Annotated in this window: 14 protein-coding genes, 2 pseudogenes and 1 CRISPR repeat array; of the genes and pseudogenes, 11 read left to right on the top strand and 5 right to left on the bottom strand. The window is 71.5% G+C overall.

The window, feature by feature from the left end; translation table 11 throughout:
* Nucleotides 1-46: 46 nt before the first annotated feature.
* The 3 genes and pseudogenes from AB0E62_RS36570 to AB0E62_RS36560 all read right to left on the bottom strand — a co-directional run.
* Nucleotides 47-313 (bottom strand): annotated as a pseudogene (locus AB0E62_RS36570) (helix-turn-helix domain-containing protein); the annotation flags it as partial.
* Nucleotides 314-1207: 894 nt separating this feature from the next.
* The gene (locus AB0E62_RS36565) at nucleotides 1208-1417 is read right to left on the bottom strand and encodes a hypothetical protein (protein WP_362204248.1); all 210 of its coding nucleotides are present in this window, start codon (nucleotides 1415-1417) and stop codon (nucleotides 1208-1210) included.
* Between the two features lie 308 nt (nucleotides 1418-1725).
* On the bottom strand, nucleotides 1726-4677 hold the full coding sequence (locus AB0E62_RS36560) for a BTAD domain-containing putative transcriptional regulator (protein WP_362204245.1): 2952 nt from the start codon (nucleotides 4675-4677) through the stop codon (nucleotides 1726-1728).
* A gap of 282 nt (nucleotides 4678-4959) precedes the next feature.
* On the opposite strand from AB0E62_RS36560, the gene AB0E62_RS36555 reads away from it, so the two are divergent.
* The 4 genes from AB0E62_RS36555 to AB0E62_RS36540 all read left to right on the top strand — a co-directional run bounded on the left by AB0E62_RS36555 (nucleotide 4960) and on the right by AB0E62_RS36540 (nucleotide 9628).
* Entirely contained in the window at nucleotides 4960-5205 is a 246-nt protein-coding gene (locus AB0E62_RS36555) for a hypothetical protein (protein WP_362204242.1), read from the top strand.
* Nucleotides 5206-5674: 469 nt separating this feature from the next.
* Nucleotides 5675-7726, top strand: a complete 2052-nt coding sequence (locus AB0E62_RS36550) for a polymorphic toxin-type HINT domain-containing protein (protein WP_362204239.1) — start codon at nucleotides 5675-5677, stop codon at nucleotides 7724-7726.
* 97 nt (nucleotides 7727-7823) lie between these two features.
* Complete coding sequence (locus tag AB0E62_RS36545) at nucleotides 7824-8579, top strand: barstar family protein (RefSeq protein ID WP_362204236.1); 756 nt, start codon at nucleotides 7824-7826, stop codon at nucleotides 8577-8579.
* A gap of 176 nt (nucleotides 8580-8755) precedes the next feature.
* Nucleotides 8756-9628, top strand: coding sequence for a HAMP domain-containing sensor histidine kinase (locus tag AB0E62_RS36540; protein ID WP_362204233.1), 873 nt, complete (start codon nucleotides 8756-8758; stop codon nucleotides 9626-9628).
* A gap of 269 nt (nucleotides 9629-9897) precedes the next feature.
* Here AB0E62_RS36540 and AB0E62_RS36535 read toward each other — a convergent pair whose 3' ends face one another.
* Nucleotides 9898-10146 carry a hypothetical protein gene (locus tag AB0E62_RS36535; protein ID WP_362204230.1) on the bottom strand — a complete coding sequence of 83 codons (249 nt, stop codon included), beginning with the start codon at nucleotides 10144-10146 and terminating at the stop codon, nucleotides 9898-9900.
* A gap of 224 nt (nucleotides 10147-10370) precedes the next feature.
* Complete coding sequence (locus AB0E62_RS36530; RefSeq protein ID WP_362204227.1) at nucleotides 10371-10775, bottom strand: hypothetical protein; 405 nt, start codon at nucleotides 10773-10775, stop codon at nucleotides 10371-10373.
* A 168-nt stretch (nucleotides 10776-10943) separates the two neighbouring features.
* Nucleotides 10944-12069: direct repeats of the CRISPR family, unit length 29 nt; unit sequence GGGACCATCCCCGCGGGTGCGGGGAGCAG.
* A 218-nt stretch (nucleotides 12070-12287) separates the two neighbouring features.
* Between AB0E62_RS36530 and cas3 the strand changes: the two genes are divergently transcribed.
* The 7 genes and pseudogenes from cas3 to AB0E62_RS36495 form a co-directional block, all read left to right on the top strand.
* On the top strand, nucleotides 12288-15206 hold the full coding sequence (gene cas3, locus AB0E62_RS36525; protein ID WP_362204224.1) for a CRISPR-associated helicase Cas3': 2919 nt from the start codon (nucleotides 12288-12290) through the stop codon (nucleotides 15204-15206).
* Nucleotides 15196-16671: pseudogene (gene casA / locus AB0E62_RS36520) on the top strand (type I-E CRISPR-associated protein Cse1/CasA); the annotation flags it as partial. The gene cas3 and the pseudogene casA, both read left to right, overlap by 11 nt.
* A 267-nt stretch (nucleotides 16672-16938) precedes the next feature.
* Nucleotides 16939-17616, top strand: a complete 678-nt coding sequence (gene casB / locus AB0E62_RS36515; protein WP_362204324.1) for a type I-E CRISPR-associated protein Cse2/CasB — start codon at nucleotides 16939-16941, stop codon at nucleotides 17614-17616.
* 9 nt (nucleotides 17617-17625) lie between these two features.
* Nucleotides 17626-18819 (top strand): type I-E CRISPR-associated protein Cas7/Cse4/CasC, encoded by a 1194-nt coding sequence (gene cas7e, locus AB0E62_RS36510; RefSeq protein WP_362204221.1) that lies wholly within the window; start codon nucleotides 17626-17628, stop codon nucleotides 18817-18819.
* Complete coding sequence (gene cas5e / locus AB0E62_RS36505) at nucleotides 18816-19562, top strand: type I-E CRISPR-associated protein Cas5/CasD (RefSeq protein WP_362204218.1); 747 nt, start codon at nucleotides 18816-18818, stop codon at nucleotides 19560-19562. Before cas7e ends, cas5e begins: the two co-directional genes overlap by 4 nt.
* On the top strand, nucleotides 19562-20341 hold the full coding sequence (gene cas6e / locus AB0E62_RS36500; RefSeq protein WP_362204215.1) for a type I-E CRISPR-associated protein Cas6/Cse3/CasE: 780 nt from the start codon (nucleotides 19562-19564) through the stop codon (nucleotides 20339-20341). The genes cas5e and cas6e overlap by 1 nt, the downstream gene beginning before the upstream one ends.
* Nucleotides 20338-20873, top strand: a 536-nt coding sequence (locus AB0E62_RS36495; protein ID WP_362204212.1) for a CRISPR-associated endonuclease Cas1, incomplete at its 3' end; no start/stop codon positions are given. The genes cas6e and AB0E62_RS36495, both read left to right, overlap by 4 nt.

Genomic DNA, 20873 nt, shown 5'->3' with positions numbered 1-20873 from the left:
ACTCCAGACCGGTCGACAATCGCTGCTCCTGGAGATGAACGAAGCCATTGAGCAGGCGGGGACGGTCTCCCGCCCATCGAGGGTCCAGGCAGGCCAGGCCGATCTCGTTGAAGCGGTGGATCACATCGCGCACGGTGCCCTCGTCGGCCTGCACCAGCTGGGCGATCACCGGCACACGATTGCCGCCGGCCGAGGCCAGCAGCATCATCGCGCGGCGGTAGCGCACCGAGTCGGTGCTGCCCCGGTGCACGATCTGCTGCAGCTCCTGCCCCTCCTGGTCCGTCAGTCTGCGCACACGGACAGGCTCGGCCACCGCACCTCCATCGGTCGGATCGGACGTCACCGCACATCCAACCGCCACGACCCTCAATCCCGCGAACCTATGCGGTCAGAGCACTGGGGGAGCGGGCGGGGGGCTTCCACGATTACGACGGCAGGATCCCCATCGTCGCCGCCAGCCTGAAGGAGCTGCGTGAGCACGGCCCGGCCGGACCGGCGTTCCTACGCTTCGGCCGTGGCCGCCTGCAGTCCCTGCGGGAGGCGATCGGCAATCCCCGTCGTGAGGTGGCCCCGGCCCGCGCCCGCGAAGCGGCCAGGGTCCGGGAGGAGGAGTGCCAGGCGCGGGTGCGGCGGGCGGCCCGGGAGCAGGCGGCGAAGCAGGCGGCCGAGCGAGAGGCCCGTCGTCCCGTCTGCACTGCCTGCGGGGCGGGGTTCACCGACGAGCGGTGCGAGGCGGCACAGGGACAGACGAAGGGTTGGGGAGCCCTGAAGGACTCCCATCCGCAAGGGTTGGGGAGCCCTGAAGGACTGCCGTGCGCGCCTGTGCGAGGGGTGCACGCGCGGCCGTCGCCGCCGTCCACGAGGCCGATGACCGGCAGGAGTGACCGGAGCCGATTCCCGCCTGGGCGGAACGGGAGCACTTCATGCGCTATCCCCGTTGTCCCCGCTGCACCCAGTGTGGGGCGGCGTTCGCGGACGAGCGGTGGCAGGCGGTGGAGCGCACCGGCTGGTGGCCCTTCCTCCGGAGCCCCGTCCGACGCTGTGCGGGGACTGTGACGGGGAGGCCGATGTCGGCCTGGAGCAGGCTTGGCGGGGCGGTTCCTGCACCAGGACCAGGGTCAGGAGCGGCAGGGCCAGGCCGTGCCCGAGCGGAAGACCGGCGGCTGGTTATCCCGCTGGCGCAGGTGAAGCGACCGCACCCCGGCTGTCAGCGGCGGCTGCCAGCTGAACGGTGGACCGTGAAGACGAACAGTTGCTGGGCCGCCGGGTCTACGGCGCCGGCCATGACGTTCCCGGTCCCGGCCCGCTTGTGCACCAAACCTGTGCCGTACTGGTCGGCGGCCCGCTGGAGGCCCCTGCTGTTGGAGATCAACGGCTGGGCGCCCGGCGAGGCCGGTACCGGCGTTGCGCTGGCCACCGAGCTGGGGCCGGTTCGGCCCCGGCGGCCGGGCCCTGTACGACCCGTGCCCCGGCGAGGTGCGCTCTTTGGGGCCCCGGGGTGAGCTGCCGCTTCCACCACTTCCGGCGGCATACCCTGACCACAGTGACAGAGGCGGCTCTCGCACCCGACGTTCAGGGTGTGAGGGCCGCTTTTGTTCCGGCAGGCTCATGCGGATGCCGCCGCCGGTTCCGGGTGCAGCGATGCCTGTGCAGAGCGCCGGCCCTTCGCCGCGGCGCGCAGCTGCTCCCGGATCGGTGCGGGCGGCGCTGATGTCGTAGCGTCTGCTAATCCGCCGTGCACTGCTCCAGCCCCGCGAGGGCCTGCGCGCGCTCCCCGGGGTACGCGTCGGCCCCGGGCACGGCAAGCGCGGTCCGGAACTGCTCGCGGGCCTCTCGGACGCGGCCGGCCGCCGCGTAGACGCGGCCGAGCCGGCAGCGGATGTCCATCTCGACGCGGTCGTAGTGGGGTTCGGTGAGGGGGGACAGCAGCTGGTGCTGGGCGAGGGCCTGGTGGTGGATGGCGATGGCGGCTTCCAGGTCGCCCGCGCCCTGTTCGGCCGTGCCCAGCCGGGACAGGGCGAGGGCGTACATGAAGACGTCTTTGGCCTGCCGGACCAGTTCGGCGGCCCGGAGCAGCAGGTTTCTGGCCTCGCCGTAGTGGCCGCGGCCGAGGTGGACGTCGGCGGCCAGGGTGAGGACCCGGCTGAGCATGCGGGGCCGGGCGTTCTTCTCGGCGTGCCGCAGCGCTTCTTCGTAGCAGGTCAGCGCCTCCTCATCGGTCCCCTGGGCGTGGCGGACGACGCCGAGGACGCAGAGCGCCATGGCGGCGGTCCAGTGGTCGTCGTGCCGCCGGGACAGTTCCACCGAGGCGGTGAGATGGGGGATGGCCTGGTCGCCCCGGCCGAGGTTGAGTTCGGCGGTGCCGAGGCCCGCCAGGGCCCGGGCCTCCTCCCGCCGCTCGGCGCGGCGGCGGCTGATCTCGAGCGCCTCGGCGAACCAGGCGCGCCCTTCCGGGAGGCGGCCCGTGTAGATGTCGAGGACGCCCAGGCAGTTCCGCAGCGCGGGCACCATCCGCTGGTCGGCGGCCTGGTCGGCGTGGGCGAGCGCGATCTCCAGGGACGTCCGGCATTCGTGGTAGCGGCCGCGGCCGAGGAAGTAGTCGCTCAGCGCCTCGGCGATCCAGCAGGCGTAGTCGGCCTCGCCGAGTGCCGCGGCGTGCCCGACGACGTCGGCCAGCTCTCCGCTGGCCGCGTCCAGCCAGGTCTCGGCCTCCTTCCCGTCCGCGAAGGGCGCCTCGGTGATGCGGCCTCGCCCGGTGGGGAAGCCGCTGGGGCCCCAGTCGCTGGTGATCCGACCGGCCTCCAGGAACAGGCGGAGCGCGGCGGTGCGCGCCGCGCCGGCCTCGGCAGGGGCGGCTTCCGCGAGCCGCCGCGCGTGCACCCGCACCAGGTCGTGGAGCCGGTAGCGGCCGGGGCGCGGCTGCTGGAGCAGGCTCGTGTCGACCAGGTCCTCCAGGACCAGCTCGGCGTCGCGGGGCGGCCGGCCCAGCATCGACGCCGACAGCAGCGGGTCGAACTCGACAGTGGGGGCCAGGCCCAGGGTGCGGAAGCCTCGCTGCTGCTCCGGCGTGAGCTGGTCGTACGACAGGCGGAAGGCGGCCTCCACGCTGCGGTCGCCGGTGCTGAGTTCGCCGAGCCGGCGCTCGTCGCCGGCCATGCGGTCGACCAGGTGGCTCAGCGTCCAGGCGGGCCGGGTCTGCAGCCGCGTTCCGGCGATGCGGAGGGCCAGCGGCAGGCCGTCGCACAGCCGGGCCAGTTCCTGTGTCGCCTCCGGCTCCCGGTCCGCGCGCTCCTCCCCGAGGATGTGCCGGAGCAGGGCCACCGCCTCGCCGGTCGCCAGGGGCTCCAGGGTGATTCGTCGGTCGGCGTCAAGGCCGGGCAGCCGGCGCCGCCCGGCCACGAGCACCGTGCTGCCCGGGCCGGCGGGCAGCAGCGGCCGTAGCTGGGCCGTGTCCAGGGCGTCGTCCAGGACGAGGAGCAGCCGCAGCGAACTGGTCGCCGCGCGCCAGGCGGCGACGAGTTCGTCCAGGTCGTCGGGCACCTCGCTGTCGGCGGCGCCGAGGGCGCGCAGCCACCGCCGCAGCACGCGCTGCGGGGCGAGCCGCTGCCCTTGCGCGCTGTAGGCGCGCAGATCGACGAAGAGGCAGCCGTCGGGGTAGTGGGCGCGGAGCCGGTGGGCGGCGCGTACGACGAGCGCGCTCTTGCCGACCCCGGCGGGGCCGTCCACCGTCGCGATGGTCACGGATTCGGGCGGGGAGGGCCGGGTCAGCAGGGCGAGTTCGGGTTCCCGGCCGGTGAGGTGCCCGGCGTCGCCCGGCAGCTCGTTGACGGCGTGGCGGGGGTGGGCCTGCCCGCGCTCCTGGTCCTCCACCCGGGCGGGCGTCACCGTCCGGCCGAGGAGGTAGGCGTCGTCGCGGCGGAGCACCGCTTCGTACACCCGGCGCAGCTCGTCGCCGGGATCGATCCCGAGTTCGTCGCGCAGCCGCTCGCGGATGCCCTGGTAGGCGTTCAGCGCCTCGGCTGGCCGCCCGCTGCCGTACAGGGCGCGCATGCGCAGCGCCAGCAGCGACTCGTCGTACGGGTCGGACGCGGACAGCGCGGCGAGGCCGTCCAGGGCCTCGGCGCTGCGGTCGAGCTCCACCAGGCACTCCAGCCGTTCCAGCTGGAGCGCGCGCCGCTGCCGTAACAGGCGCAGCCGCTCCTCCTCCGCGAACGGGCCCGGCAGCCCGGTCAGGGGCTCGCCGGTGAACAGGGCGAGCGCCTCGGCGAATCCGTCTACGGCCGCGGCGGGGCCGCTGGAGCCCTTGGCGCGCCGGGCCTTGCCGGCCCGCTCGGCCACCTCGGCCGCATCGAGCCGGACCCCGTCCGGGACGAAGCGGTAGCCGCCCCGGCCGCCGCGGATCACCGACTCCGCGGGGCCGGCGCCCGCCGCGTCCAGTGCCTTCCGCAGCGGATAGACGTAACTCGGCAGCACCCGGCGGCCCGAGCCCGGCGGATGCTCGCCCCACACCCCGTCCAGCAACTGCTCGTGGCTCACCAGGATTCCCGGCCGCAGCACCATGGCGGCCAGCACGGCCTGCCGCCGAACCGGGCCCAGATCCACCGGCGTTCCGTCCCGCCAGGCCCGGACCGGCCCGAGCACCGCGATCCGCAGCCCTTGCGGAGATCCTCCGTCCACCTGAAGCCTCCGCTTCCGGGCATCATCGAAATTTCATCTGCATTGCAGCGTCTTCTGGCACGGTTGGCAAGGCACGGCTGAGAACCGCTGGGAAGCATGGAAGGGCCAGGCATGAAAATCGCCGGGCACGGGGCGGGCCGTGGCCGGGCGCGCCGGGCGGGGGCCGGTGCGCCTGCCGGAAGGCGCGTGCCGGACCGGCATCAGGCCATGAGCGGACATCGACGGCGTACCACCCGCATTCACGCGGTGCCGGAGCACCGCCCCGCACGTCTGGAGCCAGGCATGCCCAACGGAATGCAACGGCGGCAGGTCAGGAAGGTCGTCTCCGACGCCCATTTCGCCCGCAGGCGTGGCGATATCTCCTTCGAAGCCGTCATCGACATCAAGGTCCGCGCCCGTCCCTCCAGGAGAAAGCTGCGCGCCGCGGTGGACGAACTCGTCGGCGCCGTGGAGGCGGTGGGTCGGCAGTGTGTCTGCGTCCAGCCGTTCCTGGCCTCGGTGGAAACGACGTTCGTGCGGGTCCCCTGATGCCGCGGCCGGGGGACGGCCCGGGACGAGTGACGTGGATCCACAACGACCGACCGGAACGCGGCGTTCGCCCCCCTCCCCCCGCTCACACGGACGGTTGGGCCCGGCCCCGCGAAGTCGCCGGACAACACGGAGACGGGGGCCGCAAAGGCCCGTCTCCAGCCCTTGCAAGGCGCGTCAAGCACGCGTGTCAGGTGGAACAGGTGGAAGCATGACTGACCCGAAACCGACCGGCGAACAGCAACCGTCCCCGCGCGGCCCCGCGCCGGATGAGCCGAGCACGCCACCATTCCCCGCTGGCACGCCGCCCCGTCGGGATCACTCGCCGCCGTCCGCCGCCGGCCCGGACGGGGCAACCGCGCCCGCGGCCCCCACCCAGCCCCCGTTGCCCGCCGGCCGCCCCTCGGGCAGTGCGTGGACGGCGCGGTTCCATGCCTTGGCCGGACGCCAACGGGCTCTCCTGGCCGGTGTGGCCGGTGCCGTCGTCGTGGCGCTGGTAGCCGGGCTCCTGACGCTGACGTCCTCATCCTCCGACTCCGACGAGGTGAAAGCGGCTCAGCGGAACCTCGAGCCGTTCCGGGAAGCCGTTGACGACCTGGCCGTCGCCCGTGGCCTGCGCTACAAGGACACCTCGGCTTTCGGCATCACCGAAAACGAGATCACCGTCACCGCCGCCGGCAGCCAGTTCGGCAGCACCTCCTCCGGGCGGAAGGAGAACGGCCGGGACGTACTGCGCATCGGCGGCAAGACGTTCATGCGGTGGCACGTCGACCCCGCTCCCAGGGAGGAGGTGGAAGCGGTCGAGGAGGCTCCGCCCAGCGAGTGGACGGTGGGCATGGACGACGGCTCAACGCTCACGGACGAGGCGCTGGCCCGCACCATCGCCCCGTCGAAGCTTGCGGCCGTGCTGGACAAGGCCCTGACCGACCTGGAGAAGTCACCGCCGCCGGCGAGCGAGTCGAAGACGTCGGGCACGTCCGGGCAGCAGCCCCTGAAGGTGAACGGAAAGCCCGCGCTCGGCATCGACACCTCGGCCGGTCGCCTGCTGGTCACGAAGGCCAAGCCGCACCGGGTGCTGCGGCTGGAGGCCTACGACGTCCGCGAAGGGCTCTCCGGCATGAGGGACCAGCTTGAGAACGGAGAGGAGCCGACAGCTCCCCCCAAGGTGACCACCGGTCCGCTGGCGTCCGGCGACGCCGAGGGAATGGACCTGACCCCGATCCCCGCCGACGCCGTCGACAAGATGTACGACACCCTGGTCGATTACACGGAACGGCTCAAGGACGCGACCGACCGGGGCATCACCTTCACCCTGAACGGCGCGGGCGAGATGGACTGCAGCCCGTCGGGCTGCACCGCCACCCAGAACTTCACCGGCGAGGTCTCCTCCATCGCCCGTAAGGAACGCGTCACCAAGGGAGAGGTCACCGCCGTGCTGAGCGCGGCCTTCTCCATCGACGGCAAGCCCGCCGGCCAGTGCACCAGCCCCCAGCGCACCTTCCCGGTCCGGGGCGACAACGTCTCGGGCACCCTGAAGTGCTCCGACCCGGGAGCCGGACCGCTCTACGCCTCGGTCGCGGCCCGCGTCCAGGCGCAGGCCGAAGCCGACGCCCGGGCCTGCGGCTGCAAGGTCCGCCTCACCTACCCACTCCGCGCCAACACCTGGATCGACGCCCGCGCCCTGGCCAGGGTCGAGGCGGACAAGCTCGCCGACCAGGCCAAACGGGAACGCGACGCCGCGGCCTGCGCCAAGCCGCACAGCTTCCCCTCCGGCACCCGGGTGCTGCTCGCCGACGGCACCACCCGGGCCATCGAGGACGTACGTATCGGGGACCGGATCGCCGCCAGTGACCCGCAGACGGGGCTGACCGCCACGCTGCCGGTGACCCACACCTTCACCACCGAGGGCGACAAGGACTTCACCCGGCTCACCGTCACCACCGGCCACGGCCCCGCCACTGTCACGGTGACCGACAACCACCCGTTCTGGCTTGTGGACGACCAGCGGTGGAAGAATGCCGGTGATCTTCAGGTCGGTGACGAACTGCGCACCCCGAACGGCACCAGCGTGACCGTGACCGGGGTCCGCGACCGGCAGGGTCCGCAACGCACACACGACCTCACCGTCCGCGACCTGCACACGTACTATGTGCTGGCGGGCACGACGCCGGTACTCGTTCACAACAGCGGCGGATGCTCCAACGGAAAGCTGTCAGATCCGCTCCCGCAGGGGATGTCGAGGCACTTCGTGAATGCCTATGACGACATCAGGGCCGGGAGGGGCGTTCCTCAGACGGACCCTGCCACCGGCGCACAAAAGGTATTCCAAGGCAAGGCGACTCACGAGAAGCGCTGGGCGGGTGCACTGGAGTATCGAGTTCCCGGATCTAAGGGCGACAATGCTCGGATTCTAGCAAAGACCCTGCCCGATGGTCGGCTAGTGATGGGGTGGACGAACGACCACTACAAGACAATCAAGCCCTTCAGCGGGCCCCACTTTCCTGACTCTGGGTGGCAGTAGGCGGAAGTGAACGTAGTGGAGAGTCCGGGGCGGCCGCCGTCATGCTTCTCCGGACTTTCCGCTAGAATTTGCCTAGTCGGCAGTGGGAAGGTGCGGGATGAGTGAAAGCGATTCGATTACTCCGCTCTATCACCTGGTCGAAGAAGCGTCCGGAAAAGTCATCGTCGCGGCGCGCGAAATCAGCGGGTTCTTTGTGGAGTCCGATCACGAACAGTCAGAGGACATCTTGATCTATGGATCGGCGCGAGAACCGGCCCGCCTGGGCAAGGATTTGTCCGACGTGGAGCTGCGCGTGGTCAACTCGCTTGGCAAGGCGATCGGGTCGTATTACATCGGTCGGGTTGGCCTGCGCTCTACGTTCGAGGGTGAGGGCGGTCGCGGGCAGGGCGGCTTTGTCGCGACCTTCTATGGCCATACCTGTCCGTACGCCGCAGCGGGAGCGTTTTGGCGTCGATGGGCTTCGGGTAGTCCGCCCGTAAAGGGAGAATGGGTGCGGTATCCCACCGAATCGCATGATAGCTGGCTCCATGTTGTTCAGAACTCCTGGTTCGAAACAGGGCATGCGGCTAAGAGGTACGGCGTCGGAGAAATCTGCGTAATCGATGGCAGGCAGATCCTCGGTGAAAGCAGCTTCTATTGTGCACTTGGTGAATCAGTTAATGGTCCCGGTGGATATTTTGGATCCACTCTTGACGGACTTGCTGATTGCCTTGCGGCGTCCCGGAGTGCTGACGTCCCGTTCGAGCTGGTGTGGGAACACTTTTCCGGTGCGCAGGAAAGGATGGGCGCCTCGCTGGCAGCGTCCGTTATGGGCGTTCTGAGGGAATTCGGCGTAGACGTGACGCCCAGGTAGTAGCGCTCGTTTCTGGGCAGCGTAAGTCTGAAGGCCCACCGGGCGATGCCCGGTGGGCCTTCAGCATGGGGTGACGGCAGTAGTTGACGGCAACGTCAGTGATCACGACGAGTTCGTCGCCCTGTTCCAGAAGCCGGGTGGCGGTCGAGTGACGGAGGTCGTGGAAGGTGCGCCCTGTGACCCGGATCGAGGAGATCGCGACGGCGATCACCGCCGGCGACTACTCTCATCGCGTCCCCGAACTGTCCGCTCCGCACACCGAGGTGGGACGCCTGACCACCTGCATCAACCAGATGCTCGGCCGCATCGACACGGCCTTCCGGGCCCGCGCGGAGGCCGAGGCGAGAATCCGGCGCTTCTCTGCCGACGCCAGCCACGAACTGCGGACGCCGCTCGTCGGCATCAAGGGCTACACCGACCTGTACCGCATGGGCGCCATGCCCACCCGCGAGGACGTCGACCAGACGATGACCCGCATCGCCGAGGAGTCCGCACGACTTACCCGGCTCGTCGAGGAGATGTTCCTCCTCGCCCGCCTGGACGAGGACACCGAGGGCGCGGCCACCGGCGGCACGCGTACCGCCAGGCAACTCGGCTCGCCCCCAACCTCGCCCCCATCCGCACTTCGCCGTCGACGCCCTCCACGACGTTCAGGCCCTGGACACCACGCGCCCGGTGGCCCTGACCGGACCCAGCGGCGGAAAACCCGCCACCGCCCCGGCACAGCCGACGCGGCCCGACTGCGCCAGGTCGTCACCAACCTCATCGGCAACGCCGTCGCCCACACTCCTCCCGGCACCCCCATCCGTATCGGCGTCGGCGCCGTCGGCCGGCACGCGGTCCTGGAGGTCGCCGACCAGGGCCCCGGCCTCACTGCCACCGAACGTGCCCTTGTCTTCGACCGCTTCTACCGCACCGACGACTCCCGCACCCGTGCCACCAGGCGGTTCCGGTCTCGGCCTAGCCATCGCCCACGCCCTCGTCACCGCGAACCCAGCTGGCTGCCTGACGCGGCCGATGTGGCACACCCACTCGAGGAGGAGGACTGATCTCCCGGTGCCGTCCTCGGCCTCCACCCGCTCTGGCCAGCGTGAGCCCGTCTCCCGACTGCCGGGCGCGCCGCTGTCGGAGACTGGCACCTTGGATCGCTGGTCTGGCGGTCAGCCTTCGGCCGGGGGGACACGTTCCCGGCCAGCCAGTGTCTACAGGGGCCGGAGGGTGATGAGGACCAGGGCCACGAGTGCGCCGCACAAGTACCAGGTCTGCCACCAGGCCCACCAGGGCGGTCCGCTACGCCGGGGTCTGCGGTGATGGTCGGTCATAACGCGGACGCCCGGAGAAGACGTGGGCGGGCGCCGTAGCGGTCGGTGTGCCGGCCGATCCGGTCCGACGGATGGCTGGACTGGGCCGGCGAGTCCGCCTCGGATGCGGTGTCCGGCGCGGAGGCCGGGAGCTGTGTGGCATCCGGGCGGGGGACCAGCACGGCCACGGGCGAGGTCAGAGCCAAGGCCGCCAGGGCGAGCGCGGCACGGCCCGAGCGGAGGGTGCGAGCGTGCGCGTCGCTCATCGTTTCCGCGGCCGGGGGCGGGTGTGCGGGGTGATCGGGGCGGGGTTGGCCAGGGCCTCGGGGGCGGTGGTCCATTCCACGCCGCCGCCTGGGGGGCCGCAGCCATGCCACCAGGCGGGGACTGTCGCCGTCGGGGGCGAGGGCGCGCAGGATTCCGCGGCGGCCGGTCCGGGTGTCTTCGACTTCCCGGCCGATCCAGGGGTGGCTGTGGTGCAGCAGGCCGGTCACCGGGGCTCACCGCCGTTCCTGTGGTCCGTGGCCGGTGTGGGCAGCTCGGCCTCGGTGAGCCGGTCCAGGCGCTCGTACAGGGCCATCAGCAGGCAGCGATGCCCGAGCAGATGCTCGCGCCCCCGGCCGCCACCGAAGTCGAGCACGACGACCAGGAGCCGGAGGCCGGTCGCGGGAAGGTGATCGACATGACCGCGCTGCGGGCCTTGCGGAAGTCTCGTATGGACGTGGAAGCCCTCTATCTCACGGCCGACCGGCTGCGCCGCCTCCAGGACGCGTTCGCCAAGGCGGGCGACGACTCCTGCGTCCGTGCGAACCGCAACATTGTCCAGGGCGACGACACTGGCCCGGTGCTCCCGGACGGCCAGCAGGTCCACCGCCCGCAGAAACCCGGACCGCACCGCGGCCGGGCGGCCGGCCGGCCACTGAGTGCATCCGATGCTGCGTTTCGCACCGGCGATGCCGCGCACCACTCCACTCGGTGGGCTCCTCTGTCCCACCTCATCCGGTGGCCTGCACCGAGTGGCCCTTACCCGCCACCCGGTGGCATCCACTCCTTGGGGGAACAGCGGACCATGCCCGCAGGTGCGGGAAGCAGTCCATGCTCGTCTCCCGGTCCCGTTGGACGCCGGACCATCCCGGCGGGTGCGGGGAGCAGACAGGACGATCGGGCCGCGGGTCTCGAGGGCAGGGACCATCCCCGCGGGTGCGGGGAGCAGTCTTCTTTCCCGAGCACAACGAACATGCCCGGGGGACCATCCCCGCGGGTGCGGGGAGCAGAGGGATGGCGCCTCGTCCCGGGACGGGTTGGGGGGATCATCCCCGCGGGTGCGGGGAGCAGCCTGCCCGCGCACCCGAGTTGGCCGTGTGGATGGGACCATCCCCGCGGGTGCGGGGAGCAGGCCGTGGCGAAAAGGGCAATGAAGGGGATGCCGGGACCATCCCTGCGGGTGCGGGGAGCAGGCCCAGCTCGACCAGGCGTTGGGCGTGGCCGCGGGACCATCCCCGCGGGTGCGGGGAGCAGACGACTGCCGATCTGTCCGAGGAACAGAAAGTGGGACCATCCCCGCGGGTGCGGGGAGCAGGACGCCCCCGTTCCCACGCGCGGGACGGGGGCGGGACCATCCCCGCGGGTACGGGGAGCAGTGGCCGGTGTACGCCTCCCACGGCGTCCACTTGGGACCATCCCCGCGGGGGCGGGGAGCAGCCGGCCTTCGACCCTGACTCCGACGTCGCCGAGGGACCATCCCCGCGGGTGCGGGGAGCAGCCTCCATCGGTGATCGTTCAACCTCAGTGCCCGGGACCATCCCCGCGGGTGCGGGGAGCAGCGGCCAGCACGTCAGCTTCATCGGGCCGACGGGGGACCATCCCCGCGGGTGCGGGGAGCAGACCAGTGGCGATCCGGAGACGAAGTTCGGCGAGGGACCATCCCCGCGGGTGCGGGGAGCAGCTAACCAACCCGTTGTGTACCGGAGTTGTCTGGGGACCATCCCCGCGGGTGCGGGGAGCAGTGTTCGGCCTCGGTCTTCATCTCGTGCCGGTAGGGACCATCCCCGCGGGTGCGGGGAGCAGTGGTGGAGCTTGGCCGCGACGCGATCGACCGCGGGACCATCCCCGCGGGTGCGGGGAGCAGAGGGAGCGCTGCCCCGGCTGCACCGAAGGGCGGGGACCATCCCCGCGGGTGCGGGGAGCAGACTTGCTGACCTGCGGGTTTATTGCCGCAGGGACACGTTTTCAGTAACTATAACGAATTCCGGCCAATGGGGCATTGGGGGCTTTCGGTCTGGCGGGTGGTTCTCGCTGTTCAGAGCAAGCAGGTGATCCTACGGGATGGGGGCGGTTGTTTGCGTGCCGATGCTTTGGTTGGCTTGTTTTGGTGTGAGGTGGTGGTCGCTGCCTGTATCAATCGCTCATGAGCGATGAGGGGAGCGCTGGCTCCGGCCTCTTGCGCCGGCTCGGGGGGCCGGCCCGGTCGGTCTGGGCGAAGTATGACCGTGACAGCGATGGGTGGTTGCCGTTGTGGCGGCACATGGAGGATGCCGCCGCGGTGGCGGGTCTGTTGTGGGACCGGTGGCTGCCGGCAGGGGTGCGCGCCCTGGTGGCCGAGGTGTTGCCGCAGGGTGATGCGGACGCCCGTGCTCTCGCCGTGTGGCTGGCCGGTGTGCACGACATCGGCAAAGCCACGCCGGCGTTCGCCTGCCAGGTCGATCAGCTCGCCGACGTGATGCGTCAGCATGGGCTGGAGATGCGCTCGGCGAAGGCGATGGGGCCGGATCGTCGGATCGCGCCGCACGGCCTGGCCGGGCAGGTGCTGCTGGGGGAGTGGCTGGAGGAGCGGCACGGGTGGGCGCCCGTCCGGACCGGGCAGTTCACGGTGGCTGTGGGCGGGCATCATGGGGTGCCGCCCGAACATGCGCAGATCATCGCCCTGTACGAGCATGAGGAGCTGCTGCGTACTCCTGGTGCGAGCGGCCGCGTGTGGCGGCAGGTGCAGACCGAGCTGCTCGACGCCTGCACCGACCGTTTCGGTGTGACGCAACGGCTGGCGGGATGGCGGACGGTGAAGCTGCCGCAGCCGGTGCAGGTGCTGCTCACCGCGTTGGTCATCGTGTCCGACTGGATTGCCAGCAACCCCGACCTCTTCCCGTACTTCCCCGACGGCGCGTCCTGCAGTGACCAGGAGCGTCTCGCCGCGGCCTGGCAGGGACTGGACTTGCCGGAACCCTGGCGGGCCGAGGAAACAGCCCAGAGCGCGCAGGAGTTGTTCGCCTCCCGGTTCGAGCTGCCGGCGCAGGCGCGGATACGCCCGGTCCAGGAAGCGGCCGTGGAACTCGCCCGGGAGATGGAGGCGCCCGGGCTGATGATCGTCGAGGCGCCGATGGGGGAGGGAAAGACGGAGGCGGCGCTCGCCGTGGCCGAGATCTTCGCGGCGCGTTCGGGTGCGGGAGGCGTGTTCTTCGCCCTGCCGACCATGGCCACTGGCAACGCCATGTTCCCGCGCCTGCTGGACTGGCTGGAGCGGTTGCCGGGAGTGGCCGGCGCGCGCCGCTCGGTGCACCTGGCGCATTCCAAGGCCGCTCTCAACGAGGACTTCGCCGGCCTGATGGCCCGCGCCGGGCGAGTCGTGGCTGTCGGCCTGGACGAAGCGGCGCCCGCACCTCGACACCAGCGGAACGACGAGAAAGACCGCGCGGCTGCCGAACTCGTGGCACATGCCTGGTTGCGTGGCCACAAGAAGGCCATGCTGGCCTCGTTCGTCGCGGGCACCATCGACCAGTTGCTGTTCACCGGGCTGAAGAGCAGGCACCTGGCGCTGCGGCACCTGGCCGTGGCGGGGAAGGTCGTCGTCATCGACGAGGCGCACGCCTATGACACGTACATGAGCGTGTACCTGGACCGGGTGCTGTCCTGGCTGGGGGCCTACCGGGTGCCGGTGGTGGTGCTGTCCGCGACCCTGCCGGCCTCCCGCAGACGCGAACTCGTCGAGGCGTACTCCGGCCGGGCCGATGCCGAGCCGTACACGGCCGCACCGGACGCGTACCCGTTGCTGACGGCCGTCGCTCCGGGCGGCACCGCACTGTGCCGCCGCCCGCAGGCGTCGGCCCGGTCGACGGCCGTCTGCTTGGAGCGCCTCGACGACGGCCTGGACGTCCTTGCCGACCGGCTGGAGAGCGAGCTCGCCGACGGCGGGTGCGCCCTGGTGATCCGCAACACGGTCAGACGGGTGCTGGAGACGGCTCACGCGCTGCGCGAAAGGTTCGGGGCCGACAACGTGACCGTGGCCCACTCGTGCTTCGTCGACCTCGACCGGGCCGACAAGGACAACTCGCTGCTGCGCCTGTTCGGGCCGCCGGAGAAGCCCGGTCACAGGCCCGCGGGCCGGCACATCGTGGTGGCCAGCCAGGTCGCCGAGCAGTCCTTGGACGTCGATTTCGACCTGCTGGTCAGCGACCTGTGCCCCGTCGACCTGCTCCTGCAGCGCATGGGGCGCCTGCACCGCCACCAGCGCGGCCCGGGGCAAGGGCAGCGGCCCGTACGGTTGCGGGCGGCGCGCTGCCTGGTGACGGGTGCCGACTGGACGGCGGACGTGCCTGCCCCGGTGCGGGGCTCGGTCGCCGTGTACGGGCAGTACACCCTGCTGCGATCGGCCGCGGTGCTCCTCCCGCACCTGGACGGCGCGTCCGGGCGGCCGGTGCGGCTCCCGGAGGACATCAGCCCTCTCGTGCAGAGCGCCTACGGGGAGACCCCGGTCGGCCCGGAGCACTGGCAGGACGCGCTGAAGAAGGCACGCGAACAGTTCGAGCGTCACCGCGACGACCAGGCCGCGCGCGCCGCCGTGTTCCGCCTCGGAGACGTCGGCAAACCGGGGCGTCCGCTGTTCGGCTGGGTCGCCGCCGGGGTGGGGGACACGGACGACACCCCCGCCGGGCGGGCCCAGGTCCGCGACAGCCGCGACAGCCTGGAGGTCGTCGTCGTCCAGCGCCGCGGTGATGGAAGTCTCGTCACCCTGCCGTGGCTCAAGCCGGACAGCAAGAACCGGCAACGCGCCGGCCTCGCCCTGCCGCAGGACGCCACACCGACACGGTTCGCGGCCCGCACGGCCGCGAGCTGCGCCCTGCGGCTGCCCATGCAGTTCTCCGGCGAGACCATGGACCAAGCCATCCAGGAGCTGGAGCAGTTGTACATGCCCACGTGGCAGGGCAAGGACAGCCCTTGGCTCTCTGACCAGCTGATTCTCGCTCTCGACGAGGATTGTCAGACCCGGCTGGCAGGATTCTCGCTCCAGTACAGCCCTGACGACGGTCTGAAGGTGACCCAGCATGCAGACTGAATTACCCAATGTCGGTGCGGGCGAGACTCCGTCCTTCGACCTGACCCGCCGGCCGTGGATCCCGGTGCTGCACAGCGACGGTTCCCAGCACGAGTTGTCGCTGTGCCAGGTCTTCGACCAGGCAGGTGATCTGCGGCGCGTGGTGGGTGACCTGGCCACTCAGGAATTCGCTCTCATCCGCCTCCTGTTGGCCGTCGCGCACGATGCTCTGGACGGCCCCGGCAGCGTCGAGGAGTGGGCAAAGCTGTGGGAGGACCCTGACTGCTTCGCTCCCGTCCAGGGGTACTTGGAGGAGCACCGTGAGCGGTTCGACCTGTTGCACCCGCGCACGCCGTTTCTGCAGAGTGCCGGGCTGCGTACCGGGAAGGACGAGGTGTTCTCCCTGAACCGGATCGTGGCCGACGTGCCCGCCGGGGAGCCGTTCTTCACCGCGCGGATGCCGGATGTGGAGCGGCTGTCCTTCGCCGAGGCCGCGCGCTGGCTCGTGCACGTCCACGCTTATGACACCTCCGGTATCAAGACCGGCATGGTGGGTGACGCCCGGGTCAAGGGCGGCAAGGTGTATCCGCTGGGTACCGGCTGGGCGGGCGGGCTCGGCGGCGTCTTCGTGGAGGGCGCGACGCTGCGCGAGACGCTGCTGCTCAATCTGGTGGCGGCGGACACCGAAGCCCTCGACTTCTCTGACGGCGACCGGCCGGCCTGGCGCCGGGAGCCGTGCGGGCCGGGCTCGGACGGCCGCGCCGCGAGCGGGCTTCGCGACCTGTACACGTGGCAGTCGCGCCGGGTGCGGCTGCATCATGACGCGGACGGTGTCCACGGTGTCGTCCTCGGCTACGGTGACCCGCTCGCCTGGCGCAACAGGCACCGCAGTGAGCCGATGACCGCGTGGCGGCGCAGCCACGCGCAGGAGAAGAAGCTGGGGCAGTCACCCGTGTACCTGCCCCTGGAGCACGATCCGGCTCGCTCGGCCTGGCGGGGGATCGCCGCGCTCCTGGCCGACCGGCTGGAGGAGAGTGGCGGTGCCGGCGGGCCGTCGCGTCTGCGGCCGCGGATCCTGGACTGGGTCGCCCGTGTGGTGACCGAAGGCCACCTGCCCCGCCGTTTCCTGATCCGGGCCCGGGTGGCCGGGGTCAGGTACGGGACCCAGCAGTCCGTGATCGAGGAGATTGTCGATGACCGTTTGGTCATGCCGGTTGTCCTGCTCCACGGGCAGGACCCCACGTACGCCCGGCAGGCCATCGCCGCGGCGGAGGACGCCGACCGGGCGGTGCGGGCCCTGGGGGACCTCGCGGCCGACCTGGCCCGAGCCACCGGGGCCGAGCAGGAAGGACCGAAGGCCGCGGCCCGTGCCGAGGGGTTCGACGCGCTGGACCACCCGTACCGCGGCTGGCTGTCCGAACTGGCGACAGTTGACGACCCGTTCGAGCACCGCGAGACCTGGCAGCGCCTGGTACGGCAGACGGTGGGCCGTCTCGGGAACCGTCTCATCGCCGGCGCGGGCGACGCGGCGTGGCAGGGGCGACTCCACACTGGCGACAAGGGCGGCACCTACTGGCTGAACGCGGGCCTGGCCGACGTGTGGTTCCGCGGACGCCTGGCCAGAGCGCTCGCGGACCCCGACGCTCCCAACTCCACGGGCACCGGCGGAAGTACCGCCGTCCCGGACGACGACGGTTTGCCCCGGCCTGCTGCCGGAAACCGATCACGCCGCGACCGACCCGGAGGTGCCCGTATGACGTCCGTAACGCCCGTATCCCCAGCGGCTGCGCCCGCCGTGGTCCCGGTGCACCGGCGGGTCGCGGACCTCGCCGCCGCGCACATCGGATCCTGGCAGCAGGGATACCTCCAGGACAGACCCCAGGCCGTGGCCGCCCTGGCCCGCCTGCGCCGCGGTGCGGGCCGTGAGGCGGGCGAGACGCCCGACCTGTGGGGCCTGATCGACACCGATCCGCTGCACACCCGGCCCGAGGGGACGCGGCCGTTGAGCGAGGTGGAGCTGGTGCGCGCCGAGAACGCGCTGCACGCCGCCTGCACCCTGTGGGCGTTCCACCAGCAGTCCCGCGGCGCGCCCATGCACCGCCGGCACAGCCGGGAACGGCCCGGCGGTCTGGGCGCGGCGGTCCGGCGTCTGATGCCGGCCGACGGCACCGACGAGCCGGCCCGTAAGCGTCTGGTCCGGGCGGGCACCGCCTCCGACCTCGTCACGCTCGCCCAGCGGCTGCGCGACATCGTCGCCCTGCTGCGCCGCGGCGACATCCCGCTCGACTACGCCCTCCTGGCCGGCCAGCTCTATGTCTGGCAGTGGCCGGACGGGCCCGCCACCGTCCGCCGCGCGTGGGGCCGCTCCTTTCACGAGCAGCGGCAGACCCGGCCGGCCTCGGACGAGAACACCACCTTGGACAGTGAATAAGGACGCCTCGTGAACCGTATCTTCCTGGACGTACACGCCCTGCAGACCGTCCCGCCCAGCAATCTCAACCGGGACGACACGGGCGCGCCCAAGACTGCCGTCTACGGCGGCGTCCCCCGTGCCCGTGTCTCCAGCCAGGCGTGGAAGCGGGCCATCCGCACCTACTTCAAGGACGAGCACCTCCTCGACCCCTCCGAGCTGGGGGTGCGGACCAAGAAGGTCGTGGAACTCCTGGCCGACCGGATCACCGCCCTCGACCCGTCCGTCGCACAGGAGACGGCGCTCACGCTCGCCGACAAGACCATCAGGGCCGCGGGCATCAAGACCGAGGTCCCCAGGCGGAAAGTCGATCAGGCGAAGAAGGACGCAGGGCCCCTCCCCGCTCCCGAGAGCAAGTACCTGGTCTTCCTCAGCTCCCGGCAGCTCGACGGCCTGGCCCGCCACGCCCTCCAAGGCGCAGCCGACATCACCGCGTTTCTGAAGACCAAGGAGAACAAGGCGCGGGCCAGGGAACTCGCGGACAGTCGCCACTCCGTGGACATCGCCCTGTTCGGCCGCATGGTCGCCGACGTCGCCGACATCAACGTCGACGCCGCCGTGCAGGTCGCGCACGCCCTCAGCGTCCACCGGGTGGACAACGAGTCCGACTACTACACCGCCGTCGACGACGAAAACAGGGACGAGGAGACCGGCGCCGGAATGATCGGCACCGTCGACTTCAACTCCGCGACCCTGTACCGCTACGCCGCCCTCGGCGTGCATCAGCTCGCCGCCAACCTCGGGCAGGGCCTGCGCGAGGAAGAACCGCGCACCGAGCCGGTACGCCGCGCCGTCGAGGCGTTCGTGCACGCCTTCGTCTCCTCCCTGCCCACCGGGAAGATCAACACCTTCGGGCACCACACCCAGCCCGACGCCGTCGTCGTCAGGCTGCGCACCACCCGGCCGATCAGCTACGTCGCCGCCTTCGAGGACCCGGTCCGCAGCAACGGCGGCCACCTGCGCGAGGCCGCCGACCGGCTCGCCGCCTACGCCGCCGACGTCGAGCGCGCCTACGGCGACCCCGAGACGACCCTCACCTGGGTCCTGCGTGTCGGCCCCGCCACGCTCAAGCTCGCCGAGCTCGGCACCGAGGCCGGCACCCAGCGCGAACTCGCCGCCTCCGTCGCCCGGGCCGTCGCCGAACGCCTGGAGAAGCCCGCATGAGCGGCACAGGCGTCCTCGCCCTCCGCCTGGCGGGCCCCCTGCAGTCCTGGGGCGCCTCCTCCCGCTTCACCCGGCGCACCACCGAATCGGCACCGACCAAGAGCGGCGTCGTCGGCCTGCTCGCCGCGGCCGCCGGCATCGAACGCGGCGACGACATGCGCCTCGCCCCGTTGGCGGGGCTCCGCTTCGGCGTCCGCGTCGACCAGCCCGGCACCCGCGTCCGGGACTTCCACACCGCCCACCACGGCGTCACCGGCACGTCCATGCCCCTGTCCGAACGCATCTACCTCGCCGACGCCGTCTTCGTCGCCGCACTCGAAGGCGACCACAACCTGCTCACCACCCTGCACAACGCCCTGCGCACCCCGGCGTACCCGCCCTACCTCGGACGACGCTCCTGCCCGCCCACCGAACCGGTCGGCCTCGGACTGCACGAGGACACCCGCCTGGAGGATGTACTGACGCGCGTGCCCTGGCAGGCATCCGCCTGGTACCGCAGGCGCCACCCCACCCCGCGCACCCTGACCGTGCTGCGCGAGACGGCCCCCGGCGAATCCGTCGCAGCGGCGGACGTCCTGCGCGACCAGCCGGTCAGCTTCGACGCCGCACACCGGCGGCACACACTGCGCACCATCGCCACCACCACCGTCCCCACCCCCGCCCCCGTCCCGGCCGGCGGCAGCCCGCAGGGCACGCACGATCCGTTCGCCGCACTCGCTGCCCTGGAGGATGACAGCGCCTGATGTTCCTCACCCGCTTCCGCGTCAACACCGCACGGCCCGGCGCCCGCCGCCTGCTGTCCTCACCCCAGGCCATGCACGCCGCCGTCATGTCGTCCTTCCCGCACATCCTGCCCTCCGACACCCCGCAGCCCGGCGCACCGCGCGTGCTGTGGCGCCTGGACCAGCAAGCCCGCGCCGAGGTTCTGCTGTACATCGTCAGCCCTGAGCGCCCCGACCTGACCCACCTGGTCGAGCAGGCCGGATGGCCCGCCGTCACCGGCCCCGACAACCCCGGCTGGCATACCCGTCCCTACGCCCCCCTCCTTGACCGGCTGGCCGCCGGTGACCGCTGGGCCTTCCGCCTGACCGCGAACCCCGTACACACCATCCGCCGCACAGAAGGCGAACCCCGCAAGGTCACCGCCCATCTCACCCCCATCCACCAGATGGGCTGGCTGCTCGACGAGAAACGCCAAAACCGCCTGGGCTTCCGCATCTGCGAGAAACCCGCCGAGAGCCGGCTCCTGCCCGAGGGCACCACCCACCAAAAACGCCCCCACCCCGGCGACCGCTACGAACTGGCCATCCGGGACACACGGCCCCTCGCCTTCGACAAGTCCCGCAGCCCGGGCGGCCGCCGGGACAAGCCGGTCACCGTCGTCACCGTCACCTTCGAAGGACGCCTGGAGATCACCGACCCCGACGCTCTGCGCCGCACCCTCACCCAGGGCGTCGGCCGGGCCCGCGCCTACGGTTGCGGCCTCCTCACCCTCGCTCCCCTGACCCCGAAAACGCCATGAGCACACCCGCCCAGCGCCCGGCACTGACCCCCCGCCAGCTCACCCGCACCGACGAACGCCTCTCCTTCGTCTACCTGGAACGCTGCACGGTCCACCGCGACGCCAACGCCATTACCGCCCAGGACGCCGAGGGCACCACCCACATCCCCTCGGCGACCATCGGCACCCTCCTCCTCGGCCCTGGCACACGCGTCACCCACCAGGCCATGAGCGTGCTGGGCGAGACCGGTGCGGCAGTCTGCTGGGTCGGCGAACACGGCGTGCGCTACTACGCCTCCGGCCGCGCCCTCAGCCGCTCCTCCGCCCTCATGGAGGCCCAGGCCAGGCAGTGGGCCAACCCGCGCAGCCGCCTCGCTTTGGCGCGCGAGATGTACCGGCTGCGCTTCCCGGAGGAGGACCCGGCCGGCCTCACCCGTCACGAACTGCTCGGCCGCGAGGGCCGACGGCTCAAGGACTGCTACCGGGCCCAGGCCACCCGCACCGGCGTCCCCTGGCGGGGCCGCCGCTACACCCCCGGCGACTTCGCCGGCGG

It is taken from the genome of Streptomyces sp. NPDC038707, from assembly GCF_040636485.1.
Taxonomy (GTDB): domain Bacteria; phylum Actinomycetota; class Actinomycetes; order Streptomycetales; family Streptomycetaceae; genus Streptomyces.
The sequence above is the reverse complement of the archived record's forward strand: the minus strand, read 5'-3'. Positions and strand labels throughout refer to the sequence as shown.